Source organism: Bacillus sp. FSL K6-6540 (assembly GCF_038007545.1).
Window position 1 is genome coordinate 1,190,162 of sequence record NZ_JBBOXH010000002.1, and the last position, 14,763, is coordinate 1,204,924.

The 14,763-nt window shown below is 45.1% G+C and carries 14 protein-coding genes; 10 read left to right on the forward strand and 4 right to left on the reverse strand.

All coding sequences use genetic code 11. From position 1 onward, the window contains the following. On the reverse strand, positions 1 to 1,341 hold the full coding sequence (locus MHH82_RS38545) for an amino acid permease (RefSeq protein ID WP_003246486.1): 1,341 nt from the start codon (positions 1,339 to 1,341) through the stop codon (positions 1 to 3). A 129-nt stretch (positions 1,342 to 1,470) separates the two neighbouring features. Between MHH82_RS38545 and MHH82_RS38550 the strand changes: the two genes are divergently transcribed. Beyond that, complete coding sequence (locus MHH82_RS38550) at positions 1,471 to 2,067, forward strand: DUF1989 domain-containing protein (protein WP_003246345.1); 597 nt, start codon at positions 1,471 to 1,473, stop codon at positions 2,065 to 2,067. 129 nt (positions 2,068 to 2,196) lie between these two features. Continuing rightward, entirely contained in the window at positions 2,197 to 3,015 is an 819-nt protein-coding gene (gene nadE / locus MHH82_RS38555; protein WP_049140243.1) for an ammonia-dependent NAD(+) synthetase, read from the forward strand. Between the two features lie 49 nt (positions 3,016 to 3,064). On the opposite strand, the gene tmrB is transcribed toward nadE, so the two are convergent. Continuing rightward, a complete protein-coding gene (tmrB, locus tag MHH82_RS38560) occupies positions 3,065 to 3,658 on the reverse strand; it encodes a tunicamycin resistance ATP-binding TmrB (RefSeq protein ID WP_038828516.1) in 594 nt (197 codons plus the stop codon). A 275-nt stretch (positions 3,659 to 3,933) separates the two neighbouring features. On the opposite strand from tmrB, the gene MHH82_RS38565 reads away from it, so the two are divergent. Further along, complete coding sequence (locus MHH82_RS38565) at positions 3,934 to 4,494, forward strand: shikimate kinase (RefSeq protein WP_003246473.1); 561 nt, start codon at positions 3,934 to 3,936, stop codon at positions 4,492 to 4,494. Positions 4,495 to 4,521: 27 nt separating this feature from the next. On the opposite strand, the gene MHH82_RS38570 is transcribed toward MHH82_RS38565, so the two are convergent. After that, a complete protein-coding gene (locus tag MHH82_RS38570; RefSeq protein WP_021481844.1) occupies positions 4,522 to 5,283 on the reverse strand; it encodes a class I SAM-dependent methyltransferase in 762 nt (253 codons plus the stop codon). Between the two features lie 117 nt (positions 5,284 to 5,400). Between MHH82_RS38570 and MHH82_RS38575 the strand changes: the two genes are divergently transcribed. From MHH82_RS38575 to putR, 7 genes are all read left to right on the forward strand, one after another. Next, complete coding sequence (locus MHH82_RS38575; protein ID WP_072175237.1) at positions 5,401 to 6,375, forward strand: LysR family transcriptional regulator; 975 nt, start codon at positions 5,401 to 5,403, stop codon at positions 6,373 to 6,375. A 71-nt stretch (positions 6,376 to 6,446) separates the two neighbouring features. Continuing rightward, the gene (gene cah / locus MHH82_RS38580) at positions 6,447 to 7,403 is read left to right on the forward strand and encodes a cephalosporin C deacetylase (protein ID WP_015715213.1); all 957 of its coding nucleotides are present in this window, start codon (positions 6,447 to 6,449) and stop codon (positions 7,401 to 7,403) included. Positions 7,404 to 7,489: 86 nt separating this feature from the next. Continuing rightward, entirely contained in the window at positions 7,490 to 8,272 is a 783-nt protein-coding gene (locus MHH82_RS38585; protein WP_072175236.1) for a nucleotidyltransferase domain-containing protein, read from the forward strand. Positions 8,273 to 8,460: 188 nt separating this feature from the next. Further along, positions 8,461 to 9,372, forward strand: coding sequence for a proline dehydrogenase PutB (gene putB / locus MHH82_RS38590; protein ID WP_003246421.1), 912 nt, complete (start codon positions 8,461 to 8,463; stop codon positions 9,370 to 9,372). 16 nt (positions 9,373 to 9,388) lie between these two features. Beyond that, entirely contained in the window at positions 9,389 to 10,936 is a 1,548-nt protein-coding gene (gene pruA, locus MHH82_RS38595; protein WP_003234655.1) for an L-glutamate gamma-semialdehyde dehydrogenase, read from the forward strand. Between the two features lie 90 nt (positions 10,937 to 11,026). Continuing rightward, on the forward strand, positions 11,027 to 12,481 hold the full coding sequence (putP, locus tag MHH82_RS38600; protein WP_072175235.1) for a sodium/proline symporter PutP: 1,455 nt from the start codon (positions 11,027 to 11,029) through the stop codon (positions 12,479 to 12,481). Between the two features lie 152 nt (positions 12,482 to 12,633). Further along, positions 12,634 to 13,869 carry a proline utilization transcriptional regulator PutR gene (gene putR, locus MHH82_RS38605; protein ID WP_003234651.1) on the forward strand — a complete coding sequence of 412 codons (1,236 nt, stop codon included), beginning with the start codon at positions 12,634 to 12,636 and terminating at the stop codon, positions 13,867 to 13,869. Positions 13,870 to 13,905: 36 nt separating this feature from the next. Here putR and MHH82_RS38610 read toward each other — a convergent pair whose 3' ends face one another. After that, positions 13,906 to 14,763 carry a TIGR03943 family putative permease subunit gene (locus tag MHH82_RS38610; protein WP_041850672.1) on the reverse strand — a complete coding sequence of 286 codons (858 nt, stop codon included), beginning with the start codon at positions 14,761 to 14,763 and terminating at the stop codon, positions 13,906 to 13,908.

The following is a 14,763-nucleotide window of genomic DNA, read 5'->3' on the forward strand; positions in this document are numbered from 1 at the left end:
TCAAGGACTGGCAGGGCGATCTTTATGACCCTGCTTTTTTTGATAGATCATGGTAACGATGGCGATAATCACGAGAAAACCTATGCTGACGAAAAAACCGGGCCGGCTTGATTTTTCAAACAATGTACCGGACACAGCTGCAGCAATCAGAACCATCGCTAAATAAATTTGCGTTTTTCCCATGCCCTCGGGATCAGTCAGCTTTTTGCTGGAGAACAGGATAAACAGCCAAGTGTATAAAAGCATAAGCCCCGCAGCTGTTGTCATATGCTCATAAATGTTTTTAGGCAGCACTAACGACAGAATAATGGAGAGGACAAGCCCCGCAAACGTCAGCCCAAGTGCCGGCCAGCATATTTTTTTGCCTTCCTTTAGAGTAAAGCATTTCGGCGCGTCGCCGTCATCAGCCATTGTACAAAGCAATGTCGTAACCGCAAATAGCGAAGCGACAAGGGTCGAGAACCCTGCGATGATGAAAATCCCGTTAAATATATCAAGGATGATCTCAAGGTTATATCCTTTTAATGACGTAATGAACGGACTGTCCTGTTCAGTAAACGTGTGTAACGGAACCAAAAGCAGAGCAAGCCCGATTGAAATGATATAAATAATCGCCAGCGTCGCCAGCATCAGTTTCCCTGATTTAGACGCTTCCTCAGGTTTTTTTAAGTGAACCGCCATCAGCCCCATGACCTCAATTCCGCCAAAAGCGTAAAACGCGTAGATTAAACCTGTCCACAGCCCCATGGCGCCGTATGGGAAAAACTCACTCGTCTTATTTGGAACATGTATGCCATGATTTCCGCCGGACAGGATACCGCATAAAGCCAGGATGGCAATGACAATAAACATAAAAATAGCAGCTGTTTTAATGACTGCCAGCACGTTTTCTGTTTTTTCAAAGACGGACAGGCCGGTGAAAATAATAAGGAGCCCCAGTACTGCGTAGATTGAGGCAAACACCCATAGCGGCACTTGAGGAAACCAATGCTTCGTAAAGAGCGAAATGGCTGTCAGCTGGCTTCCGGTAATCAGCATTTCTGATGTCCAGTACACCCAGCCGTTGCTGAAGCCTGCCCATTTGCCGAATGCTTTTCGGGCATACGCACAAAACGAGCCCTTTTCCGGCTGCTTCGCCGACAGCTTGGCGAGCTGTTCAAAGACAAAATACGTACCGATCCCTGCGATCAGAAATGAAAGGAGAACGGAAAAACCGCTTTTTACAATTGCGATGCTGGAACCGAGAAAGAAGCCTGTTCCAATCGTGCAGCCGACTCCGATCAGTGACAGCTGCCACCAAGCCAGATTCCCTTTTGGCTGGTCTTTTTTTGTTTGGCTCATTATTTATTCAACCCCTTTTATCTAAGGTTAGATTGTGATCTGTCCGAAGCTTATATACATCGGATTTTTGCCTCTTTTTACATGGAGAAGGAAGCGGACGCTCATACTAATGAAAAAAGGAGCAAACCAATGACACAGCAATATATTGTGGAGCCGAAAAAAGGGCTAGGGCTGAAGCTGAAAAAGGGGCAGATTTTAAAGGTGGTTGATGTAGAAGGGCAGCAGGTGGCTGATTTTGTCGCATACCATGCCAAGGATTTTTATGAACACCTTGATCAGGGAGCGACGATAGACGCCAATCACTCCATTCATGTGAAGGTCAACGACCATCTCTACTCCAACCTGTATAAGCCGATGTTAACCCTGATTGAAGATACGGTCGGCAAGCATGATCTGCTGCTGCCCGCCTGCCGTCCTGATATGAACAGGCTCTTATATGGGAAGCAAAAGGATGAGTTTCAGGATACGTGCTATGACAATATGAACCGTGCGCTTGAGCAGTTTGGCGTACCGAAGCCTCACATGCATTACCCATTTGCGATTTTTATGAATACTGTCCTTGATGAGAAAGGGAATCTGTCTGTGGAAACGCCGCTTTCGAATGCCGGAGATTATGTAAGGCTCAGGGCGGAGATGGATTTAATTGTCGCGTTTTCTTCCTGCCCGATTGAAAAAGGGAAATGCAATGGCGACAGTGTGACATCCATACGGGTTGAAGTCAGCTGATCTCTCATGTTCACTGTGAATGAAGACCTGTGCTATATTTAATAGGGATACATAACAGTCATGATTCATTTTCATTGATTTGGGGAAATGATCAGTAACAAGGGAAAATGTACAGGAGGAATGATTGGGATGAGCATGCAGGAAAAGATTATGCGTGAGTTACATGTGAAGCCCTCAATTGATCCAAAGCAAGAAATTGAGGACCGAGTCAATTTTTTAAAACAATATGTAAAGAAAACTGGTGCTAAAGGCTTTGTATTGGGAATCAGCGGCGGCCAGGATTCAACACTTGCGGGAAGACTCGCTCAGATTGCGGTGGAGAGCATTCGCGAGGAGGGCGGAGACGCTCAATTTATCGCGGTCCGTCTTCCGCATGGCACACAGCAGGATGAAGACGATGCCCAGCTTGCTTTGAAGTTTATTAAGCCGGATAAATCATGGAAGTTTGATATTAAATCAACAGTCAGCGCTTTTTCTGATCAGTATCAGCAGGAAACAGGCGATCAGCTGACTGACTTTAATAAAGGAAACGTAAAAGCAAGAACAAGAATGATCGCGCAATACGCGATCGGCGGCCAGGAAGGCCTTCTTGTGTTAGGAACAGACCATGCTGCTGAAGCAGTGACTGGTTTCTTTACGAAGTACGGTGACGGCGGAGCAGACCTCCTGCCGCTGACAGGCTTGACGAAGCGCCAGGGAAGAACCCTGCTGAAAGAGCTGGGTGCACCGGAACGCTTATACTTAAAAGAGCCGACTGCCGATCTGCTCGACGAAAAACCGCAGCAGTCGGATGAAACAGAGCTTGGCATTTCCTACGACGAGATTGACGATTATCTCGAAGGAAAAGAAGTATCAGCGAAAGTATCAGAAGCGCTGGAAAAACGCTACAGCATGACTGAACATAAACGCCAGGTTCCGGCGTCTATGTTTGATGACTGGTGGAAATAAGTTGAAGAAAGCCCGCTCTCGGAGCGGGCTTTTGTCGTGTACAGGAGCTTTATTTGATGCGGATATGATTCAGCTTTACCATTAATCTGTCGGTGAACCTTCGGAGGCTGCCTCTCGTATCAGGATCTAATGGGAGTTCGGCTCTCGCGGCAATGTTCTCTGCCACATCCTGAATCGACAGGTTGTCTGTTTGAATGTGGTCCTCAAAAATGGGTGATGATAAACCTTCAACGCAGCGGTCAATTTGTTTGGCGGCCCATGAGTTTTTTCCTTCTGCTCTGGTGCGCAGCCTTTTTAACAAGGTTTCCTTTGAAGCCATTAGTGTAAAGTGGTGAACGATCCTGCCTTCCTGTCTGAGCCTGCCGATGATCTCATTGAAGTATTCAGGATGTACAATCGTCATAGGCACAATAATGATGCCGCGGTATGTATCTGTCAGAGAAGCTAGCAAACTGTAATTGAACGCCCGCCATAAAGGATAGCTTTGAAAATCGTCCTTTGCGATCTCCTGCGGCACCATGGAGCGCAGCGCAAAACCCAATTTCTCGGGATCATACACGTAAGATGGGTTCAGCCTTCTGTGCAGTTCGAAGGCTGTTTGTGTTTTTCCGGAACCGAATGCCCCGTTTATCCAAATGATCATCGCCATTTCTCCCTTCCTATTTATCATACAGAAAAAGACCCTTCCATCGAAGAGTCAGCTGGAAAAACAATAAAGGCGGAAGGTTTTAATGCTTTTTTGCGTCGAAGTATTAAAATACCTGGGGAAATGTTGTACAATGAATGTCATTCAGGCAAAAATGGCTAAACAACAAAGCGCTATAAGCTTGACCGGTAAAGCCGGTATCTATATAAATATTCGCTAAATAAGCATATAATGAATATAAAATTTCATTCCTTAGGAGGATTTCGCCGAAGATGAACGCTAAACGAGCCATCCCAGTAAGAGAAAGAAATATCGTCCTGATCGGATTCATGGGTGTAGGAAAAACAACAATCGGCCAATTGGTCGCTAAAAAATTATATAGAGATTTTATTGATATTGACCAGCAGATCGAAAAGGATTTCAATATGTCAATTCCTGAGATATTTGAGAAAAAGGGAGAAGACTTTTTCCGGAAAACGGAGAAGGAATATATTTTAGACATCTGCCATCATAAACGATTCAAAATCGTATCTCTGGGCGGGGGATCTTTTAAACAAGAAGAAATCAGGAATTGCTGTCTGGAAAACTGTCTCGTGCTTCATCTGGACCTGTCATGGGAGAACTGGAAGCAGCGCGCGGATTTATTGATCGAAAGCCGCCCTGTACTGCATAACCGTTCAATGGATGAAATGGAACAGCTGTTTAACGAAAGAAAAGTCATTTATGACAAGCACAATTCAAAAGTGGCAACAGACAACCTTTCCCCGGAAGAGGTTGCCGATTACATTGTTGAGACATTAAAAATTGGCTGGGATCTTTATCAGCCGATGTAAAAAGCCGTGCGCAGCGCACGGCTTTTTTTATCGTTTTATCCCTTGTATCAAAATCGCTTTTAAACAAAAGGAGATGGGCTGTCCGTTTTGGTTCAATGTAATACAGAACGTGTCGCGTGCTTCGTCTGATGCGTGATTCAAGTGGGTAATGATTTGTTTTTCTCGGTCAGCGGGGGTTCCGCCTCGTTTGATCCAGCTATCGTATTGAATCGGCAAATTCCACTTTTGGATGTCTTGATAGGCCAGTTGATTGGCGCTGAACATCGCCTGCCATTCTGATAATGAGCTTTCACGAACATGGGAAGGGTCTCGAAGCCGGTTCAAATGATTGACAAACTCATCAAGAACGGGATCTTCAGGCGCGTAATGATCAACTAAGAGAAAACGTCCGTCCTGTTTTAGTACGCGTGCAACCTCTCTGACAGCTTTGCGGACATCTGAAAAATGGTGGGCTGCGTATCGGCAGGTGATGATGTCAAATGAATCGTCGGGGAAGGGGAGTGACTCTGCCGTTCCTTGCTGAAAGCGTACGTTTTCAGCTCCTTTTTCTTGCGCGAAGGAGGACGCAACCTCAACCATCTCTTTCGTCGCATCAACACCGATGCACTCCTGTACATAAGGAGAAAATGCCAGGGCCGTATGGCCGGCGCCCGCTCCGATATCCAGCACCCGATGCTCTGCCCGGCATTCCGCTGTTTTGATCATCAACCCCAAATCTTCCCCCTCGGCAAATACCTTTTCATCCCGATACATCTCGGCGTTTTTAGAAAACGGTGTTTCATTTGTCATTTGAACCAGCTCCTTCTTTTCGTAAATGATGATATGGATTATGTTAGCAATTTCTGTTATGATTCGTCCAAGATATAAAAATGATGAAAACGATAGGTTCAACCTATGGAGGCTGAAATGGATATTAAAGTGATGGAATATGCAGCGGAAATTGCCCGGCGCCAAAGCTTTACAAAGGCGGCGGAACATCTTCATATCGCACAGCCGTCTCTCAGCCAGCAAATCAAAAAGCTTGAGGCTGAGCTGGGGCTTACCCTTTTTCACAGATCTCATGGCTCTGTTACACTGACACCCCACGGCAGGCGTTTCATTGAAAAAGCCGAGGACATCATTCGTTCCAGAGATGATTTGCTTCGGGAAATGCAGGAGCGATCACAGGGAATCGGTCATAAATTATCCATCGGGATTCCTGCTGTAACAGGGAGATATCTCTTTCCTCCGCTGCTGAAGCAGTTTTTGGCGCGCTATCCTCATGTGGAGGTTCAGCTTGTTGAAAAAGATCCGGTTTCATTAGAGGAGATGACGGCAAAGGGAGAAGTTGACCTTTCTGTTTTATCCTTGCCGATCGAGGATGAACGGCTCTCCATTACACCCTTGCTCACGGAACCGATTGTTCTCGCAGTGCCGAAGGAAAAACAAAGGTGGATGCCGCCGGAAATGGTCGCGCTGATTGAGAAAGCGCTGGAAGAAGATGAGGGACACCAGCCGTGTGTGCCGCTTGACATGGTAAGGAACGTGCCATTTATTCTGTTAAAAGAAGGCTTCGGCTTTCGCAGGACAGTTCTCGATCTCTGTGCGGAAAGCGGCTTTAAGCCGAATGCCGCCTTTAAGACAAGCCATATTGAAACCGCCCAATCTCTTGTGGCTAACGGATTAGGTGTGACAATGGCGCCGAATATGGTCAGAAGGGATAAAGATCCGGGTGTGATCTATTTATCGATTCAATCCGCGCCATCACGAACCCTCGTCTTCGTCTTTTTAAAGAACCGCTATGTCAGTCTGACCGCCCGGGCCTTTATGGAACTAAGCCGGGAAAGTCTTAAACAAACGTTTGATGAAGGCTGTCTGGGAAACAATGATGAAAATATTTAGAAAACAAAGCCGAAACGTGGTAGTATAGGAATACAAACTATATCTTATAAAACAAAGGGGAATAATCGGAAATGCAACTATTCGATCTGCCGCTCGACCAATTGCAAACATATAAGCCTGAAAAAACAGCACCGAAAGATTTTTCTGAGTTTTGGAAATTGTCTTTGGAGGAACTTGCAAAAGTCCAAGCAGAACCTGATTTACAGCCGGTTGACTATCCTGCTGACGGAGTAAAAGTGTACCGTCTCACATATAAAAGCTTCGGAAACGCCCGCATTACCGGATGGTACGCGGTGCCTGACAAGGAAGGCCCGCATCCGGCGATCGTGAAATATCATGGCTACAATGCAAGCTATGATGGTGAGATTCATGAAATGGTAAACTGGGCACTCCATGGCTACGCCGCATTCGGCATGCTTGTCCGCGGCCAGCAGAGCAGCGAGGATACGAGTATTTCACCGCACGGCCACGCTTTGGGCTGGATGACGAAAGGAATTCTTGATAAAGATACATACTATTACCGCGGTGTTTATTTGGACGCCGTCCGCGCGCTTGAGGTCATCAGCAGCTTCGACGAGGTTGATGAAACAAGGATCGGTGTGACAGGAGGAAGCCAAGGCGGAGGTTTAACCATTGCCGCAGCAGCGCTGTCAGACATTCCAAAAGCCGCGGTTGCCGATTATCCTTATTTAAGCAACTTCGAACGGGCCATTGATGTGGCGCTTGAACAGCCGTACCTTGAAATCAATTCCTTCTTCAGAAGAAATGGCAGCCCGGAAACAGAAGTGCAGGCGATGAAGACACTTTCATATTTCGATATTATGAATCTCGCTGACCGAGTGAAGGTGCCTGTCCTGATGTCAATCGGCCTGATTGACAAGGTCACGCCGCCGTCCACCGTGTTTGCCGCCTACAATCATTTGGAAACAGAGAAAGAGCTGAAGGTGTACCGCTACTTCGGACATGAGTATATCCCTGCTTTTCAAACGGAAAAACTTGCTTTTTTTAAGCAGCATCTTAAAGGCTGATAAAATGTGAAAAGCCGCCGCGCATATCATCAGGCGGTTTTTTTCTGCAAACTGCCGGAATGAGAACAGACTGGAGACGAATAGATATGAAACAAAGAATCATTGATGAATTAAAACGGATCGAGCAGTCATACGGAGTTAAAATCGTGTATGCCGTCGAGTCAGGAAGCCGCGCATGGGGATTTCCCTCGCAGGATAGTGATTACGACGTCCGCTTTATTTATGTGCCGAAAAAGGAGTGGTATTTTTCAATTGAGCAGGAGCGTGATGTCATTGAGGAACCGATTCACGATTTGCTGGATATCAGCGGCTGGGAGCTGAGAAAAACGCTTCGGCTTTTCAAAAAGTCAAACCCTCCGCTCCTTGAATGGCTGTCCTCAGACATTGTGTATTATGAAGCATTTACGACCGCAGAGCAGTTAAGAAAACTGCGCACGGAGGCATTTAAGCCTGAAGCAAGCGTGTATCACTATATCAATATGGCGAGAAGGAACGTCAAGGATTATCTACAAGGACAAGAGGTCAAAATTAAAAAGTACTTCTACGTTCTTCGGCCTATTTTGGCTTGTCAATGGATTGAAAAGCACGGAACCATTCCGCCAATGGACTTTACTGTTTTGATGAATGAACTTGTTGCTGAACCCGAGCTGAAGGCTGAAATGGAAACCTTGCTTGAACGGAAAAGAAGAGGGGAAGAGCTTGACCTCGAAGCAAGAATCGATGTTATTCACCAATTCATTGAAACGGAAATCGAAAGAATCATGGAAGCGGCAAAAGAACTGAAGGCAGAGAAAAAAGATATAACACCTGAGTTGAACCGTTTGCTTTTGAATACGGTTGAAGAAGTGTGGAAGGATGGAGGAAGCTGATGTTTTTTGTCGCTTCCTTTTCTCCTTTATTCGACAGAATCCCCCCGACTTTCTAACTATCTGATTGTGGCAAACCCACAAAAATAATCAGAATCTTTGTATTTTGAGAATATTGTGAACGTCGGTTTTGTCCATTTACAATAAACTCATACAAATACTTCTTAGATTGCGGGGTGTTGAGGTTGGAAGTGATCACAAGAGATTTTTTCTTATTTTTATCCAAAAGCGGCTTTCTCAATAAAATGGCGAGGAACTGGGGAAGCCGGGTAGCAGCGGGTAAAATTATCGGCGGGAATGACTTTAACAGTTCAATCCCGACCATTCGACAGCTTAACAGCCAAGGCCTGTCAGTTACTGTCGATCATTTAGGCGAGTTTGTGAACAGCGCCGAGGTCGCACGGGAGCGTACGGAAGAGTGCATTCAAACCATTGCGACCATCGCGGATCAGGAGCTGAACTCACACGTTTCTTTAAAAATGACGTCTTTAGGTTTGGATATAGATATGGATTTGGTGTATGAAAATATGACAAAAATCCTTCAGACGGCCGAGAAACATAAAATCATGGTCACCATTGACATGGAGGACGAAGTCAGATGCCAGAAAACGCTTGATATTTTCAAAGATTTCAGAAAGAAATACGAGCATGTGAGCACAGTGCTGCAAGCCTATCTGTACCGGACGGAAAAAGACATTGACGATTTGGATTCTTTAAACCCGTTCCTTCGCCTTGTAAAAGGAGCTTATAAAGAATCAGAAAAAGTAGCTTTCCCGGAGAAAAGCGATGTCGATGAAAATTACAAAAAAATCATCCGAAAGCAGCTCTTAAACGGTCACTATACAGCGATTGCCACACATGACGACAAAATGATCGACTTTACAAAGCAGCTTGCCAAGGAACATGGCATTGCCAATGACAAGTTTGAATTTCAGATGCTGTACGGCATGCGGTCGCAAACCCAGCTCAGCCTCGTAAAAGAAGGTTATAACATGAGAGTCTACCTGCCATACGGCGAGGATTGGTACGGCTACTTTATGAGACGCCTTGCAGAACGTCCGTCAAACATTGCATTTGCTTTCAAAGGAATGACAAAGAAGTAAAAAAGGAGAGATTATCATGACAACACCTTACAAACACGAGCCATTCACAAATTTCCAAGATCAAAACAACGTGGAAGCGTTTAAAAAAGCGCTTGCGACAGTAAGCGAATATTTAGGAAAAGACTATCCGCTTGTCATTAACGGCGAGAGAGTGGAAACGGAAGCGAAAATCGTTTCAATCAACCCGGCTGATAAAGAAGAAGTCGTCGGCCGAGTGTCAAAAGCTTCTCAAGAGCACGCTGAGCAAGCGATTCAAGCGGCTGCAAAAGCATTTGAAGAGTGGAGATACACGTCTCCAGAAGAGAGAGCGGCTGTCCTGTTCCGCGCTGCTGCCAAAGTCCGCAGAAGAAAACATGAATTCTCAGCTTTGCTTGTGAAAGAAGCAGGAAAGCCTTGGAACGAGGCGGATGCCGATACGGCTGAAGCGATTGACTTCATGGAGTATTATGCACGACAAATGATCGAACTGGCAAAAGGAAAACCGGTCAACAGCCGTGAAGGCGAGAAAAACCAATATGTATATACGCCGACTGGAGTGACAGTCGTTATCCCGCCTTGGAACTTCTTGTTTGCGATCATGGCAGGCACAACAGTGGCGCCGATCGTTACTGGAAACACAGTGGTTCTGAAACCTGCGAGTGCTACACCTGTTATTGCAGCAAAATTTGTTGAGGTGCTTGAAGAGTCCGGATTGCCAAAAGGCGTAGTCAACTTTGTTCCGGGAAGCGGAGCGGAAGTAGGCGACTATCTTGTTGACCATCCGAAAACAAGCCTTATCACATTTACGGGATCAAGAGAAGTTGGTACGAGAATTTTCGAACGCGCGGCGAAGGTTCAGCCAGGCCAGCAGCACTTAAAGCGTGTCATCGCTGAAATGGGCGGTAAAGATACGGTTGTTGTCGATGAGGATGCGGACATTGAATTAGCGGCTCAATCGATCTTTACTTCAGCATTCGGCTTTGCGGGACAAAAATGCTCTGCAGGTTCACGTGCAGTAGTTCATGAAAAAGTGTATGATCAAGTATTAGAGCGTGTCATTGAAATTACGGAATCAAAAGTAACAGCTAAACCTGACAGTGCAGATGTTTATATGGGACCTGTCATTGACCAAGGTTCTTATGATAAAATTATGAGCTATATTGAGATCGGAAAACAGGAAGGGCGTTTAGTAAGCGGCGGTACTGGTGATGATTCGAAAGGATACTTCATCAAACCGACGATCTTCGCTGACCTTGATCCGAAAGCAAGACTCATGCAGGAAGAAATTTTCGGACCTGTCGTTGCATTTTGTAAAGTGTCAGACTTTGATGAAGCTTTAGAAGTGGCAAACAATACTGAATATGGTTTGACAGGCGCGGTTATCACAAACAACCGCAAGCACATCGAGCGTGCGAAACAGGAATTCCATGTCGGAAACCTATACTTCAACCGCAACTGTACAGGTGCTATCGTCGGCTACCATCCGTTTGGCGGCTTCAAAATGTCGGGAACGGATTCAAAAGCAGGCGGGCCGGATTACTTGGCTCTGCATATGCAAGCAAAAACAATCAGTGAAATGTTCTAAGCGGGACTAAATGGGCATCCTCCCTGCGGGGGTGTCCATTTCATCCATATACTATAAAAAAGAGGAGGAAGTGCCATAGAAAACACACAGCTGATTATTTCGATTTGTATTTATATGGCGGGAATGCTGCTAATCGGCTACTTTGCTTACAAGCGTACGTCGAATCTGACGGATTATATGCTGGGAGGACGCTCTTTGGGTCCGGCAGTAACCGCTCTCAGTGCCGGCGCTGCCGATATGAGCGGCTGGCTGCTAATGGGGCTTCCGGGCGCCATGTTTTCTACTGGTCTGAGCGGCGCTTGGATCGTCATCGGACTTTGCCTTGGAGCGTGGGCGAACTGGCTTTACGTCGCACCGCGGCTGAGAACCTATACTGAAAAAGCGGGGAATTCCATTACAATTCCCGGATTCCTGGAAAATCGCTTCGGAGATCAAACAAAGCTTCTCAGACTGTTTTCAGGAATTGTCATTTTAGTCTTTTTCACGTTTTATGTATCGTCCGGAATGGTGTCCGGCGGCGTCTTATTCAACAGCATCTTGGGGATGGATTATCACACCGGCCTGTGGATTGTGACGGGTGTTGTTGTGGCATATACCCTGTTTGGCGGCTTTTTGGCAGTCAGCTGGACAGATTTTGTTCAGGGGATCATTATGTTTGCCGCACTCATTCTTGTGCCGATCGTTACGTTTTTCCACACGGGAGGAGCAGGTGATACAGTTGCTGAAATCCGCTCTGTAGATCCTGATATGTTTAATATTTTCAAAGGAACGAGCGTCCTTGGCATTATTTCTTTGTTTGCCTGGGGGCTGGGATACTTTGGCCAGCCGCATATTATTGTGCGTTTTATGGCGATCACGTCTGTCAAAGAGATCAAAAGAGCGCGCAGAATCGGGATGGGCTGGATGATTTTGTCTGCAGTAGGCGCAGTGCTGACCGGTTTGGGCGGAATCGCTTATTACCATCAGCGCGGCATGACACTGAAGGACCCAGAGACGATTTTTATTCAATTAGGGAATATCTTGTTTCATCCGATTATCACGGGTTTTCTGATTTCAGCGATTTTGGCTGCGATTATGAGTACCATTTCTTCTCAGCTGCTTGTGACATCAAGCTCTCTGGTAGAAGATTTGTATAAGTCGATGTTCAGACGCTCAGCTTCAGATAAAGAGCTGGTGTTTTTAGGCCGTCTGGCTGTTCTGGCTGTTTCAATTGTCGCGTTGGTTCTGGCTTGGGAGAAAAATAACACTATCCTTGGATTGGTCAGCTACGCGTGGGCGGGCTTCGGTGCATCATTCGGGCCGGTTGTACTGCTCAGTCTGTTTTGGAAACGAATGACCAAATGGGGGGCACTCGCCGGCATGATTGTGGGAGCAGCGACTGTAATCATTTGGGCGAATGCCGGTCTTTCGGACTTTCTGTATGAAATGATACCTGGTTTTGCTGCGAGTCTATTATCTGTGTTTTTTGTCAGCATATTGACGCAGGCTCCGTCACAAGCTGTCACAGACCAGTTCAACGACTACCAAGATACAATGTCACAATAAAGATCGAAAGGAGGAGGAAGGGGCTGTCCCTTTTTCCTCTTTTCTCCTTTTAAGCGGCCATTTTTTTCTTTTGGAAACAAACGTATTTTTTTCTATACAAAAAGACCCCGTATGGATATGATTAAAGTAAAAAAAGTATAGGAGAAAAAGGTATGGAAGAGCTTTTAGAGAGAGTTTTTTCATTTTCAGATGTTGATAAACTGATTGATTTTATTAGCTATGAGCTGCAAAAGCCAGTGATACTGGAAAGCGCGGATTTCTTTTTGTTAGCCTATAATTCTTACTATATTAACCATTTTGATTCTGCCAACCAGCAGACTATTTTTTCGAAAAAGTGTCCGGTCCAGATTTTTGAGAGGTTTCTGAAGGACGGAATTATTGAAAAATTGAAAACAGAGCCTGAGCCTTTTCGCGTCAATAAAATTGAAAGCATTGGGTTAAACCAGAGGGTGGTCGTGAGTGCAAAGCACAAAGGGGAAGTCATGGGCTACATCTGGATTCAGGAGCTGGACCAAAATCTGACGGATGAAGAGCTCGACTTTTTGTACGAGACCTCCTTCCATGTCGGGAAAATCATTTATAAAACGAATAAATTGAAACAGGAAAAGGAAGAAAAAGCAGAGGATCTCATCAAACGGGCGATCTATCAGCAATTTACCTCTGAGAAGGAACTCAGACGGGAAGCTGAAAGGATCAACACCGTGCTGCCTTCCATGTTTTCAGTTGTTATCCTGCACGCCGCAAATGGGGATGGGGAAGCGGTAGAGGATTTAAAGGAAAATATCAGGTCGTACCTGAATTTACGGGATAAGGTCAGTCATGTCTTAACGATCGAATCAAATATTGTCATCGTCGTAGCGAGTTTTTCCCAAAAAAGCTCCGTCTCCTCAGCAGCTTCTGAGTTTATTAACAAGCTGTTAACACATTTTCACTTTCAAAAAATACCTACCCCTATTTATATCGGTATCGGAAACGAATATAATCACCTATTAAAACTTGGCAAGAGCTACACAGAAGCACTTGAAGTCATCAAAGCCGCAGAAATCACCGGCAATCAGGAAAACATTCCATATGAATATGCCAAACTCGGCATTTACCGCTATTTAGAAAGCATCGAACAGAAAAATGAATTTTTAGAATACGAGAATAAAGATTTAGCTTTATTAAAAGCGAAAGACGAAGAAAGCAGCACTGAGCTGCTCAAAACCTTGGAAATCTATCTCCTCAACAACTGCAAAACAAAACCAGCGGCAGAACAGCTCTTTATTCACCAAAATACATTGAATTACCGCATCAAACAGATTACTGAGATGACGTCGATCGATTTAAGCGATTTCAGAACGCGGTGCCAGCTCTATCTCGATTTGATGCTGATGAAAAAGAAATAAAAAAGAAACCAGTACTTGTACTGGTTTCGTCTTCACTTAAAATCCTCTGTAAACATACGGATCATCAGGTTTTTTAATGGGATTCCAGTCAGTTACTTTGACGACAGGGAGAGTTGACTTGAATGGCTGGTAATACTCTGAGGCCAGAGTGCCCTTAATGTGAATCCATTCATCATCCTTAATGTCCATGTCCTTCGGAAATTCCACAAGCATCCCGTACACGCCGGAATCAGCGATACAGTGAATGATGCCAAACCTTAATACGAACAACTGATTTTTGTTAATTGCGTTTCCTTTGTAAGCAAATCCATGGAATTCTATCGTCCGTCCGAGAAATTCACCCGGATAGTTATAGATGGTTTCCATTCCTTTTAGGAAATCGTCATCGGTCAGAGAAATCTCTTTTTTGCTGGAATACTTATTAAACAGCTGTTTCATTTGTTTGTCATAGCTGTCTTGCGCGTAATAAAGGCTGGCATCAGGCCGCAAATACTGTGTTTGGGAGTAGTGATCTCCGCTCTCCATCGCCTTAAACGAGAACCCTTTTGTTTTGACTATGGATGAGTCAAGCGTTGCAATTGGGAAGAAGATGCCTGACACCAAAGGAAAAAGAAAAACAACATATATCAAATAACGCTGGTAAAATGGCTTGTTTTGTTCATGGTCATGCTCGTGATCATGGCCGCACCCGCAATCATGATCATGATGATGCCTTCTTTTTTCAGGCGACTTGATAAATAGGTACGCTTGAACGGCTGTCAAAATGGCCAGCAGGAAGATCGCAATAAAGGATAGATAGGCATATTTCATATTGATATATTTTGTTAGATTTCCTGAGGCATGCAGATGATAAAAGAAAAACGTAAATCCCATCAGCACCAATAAACGAAACAT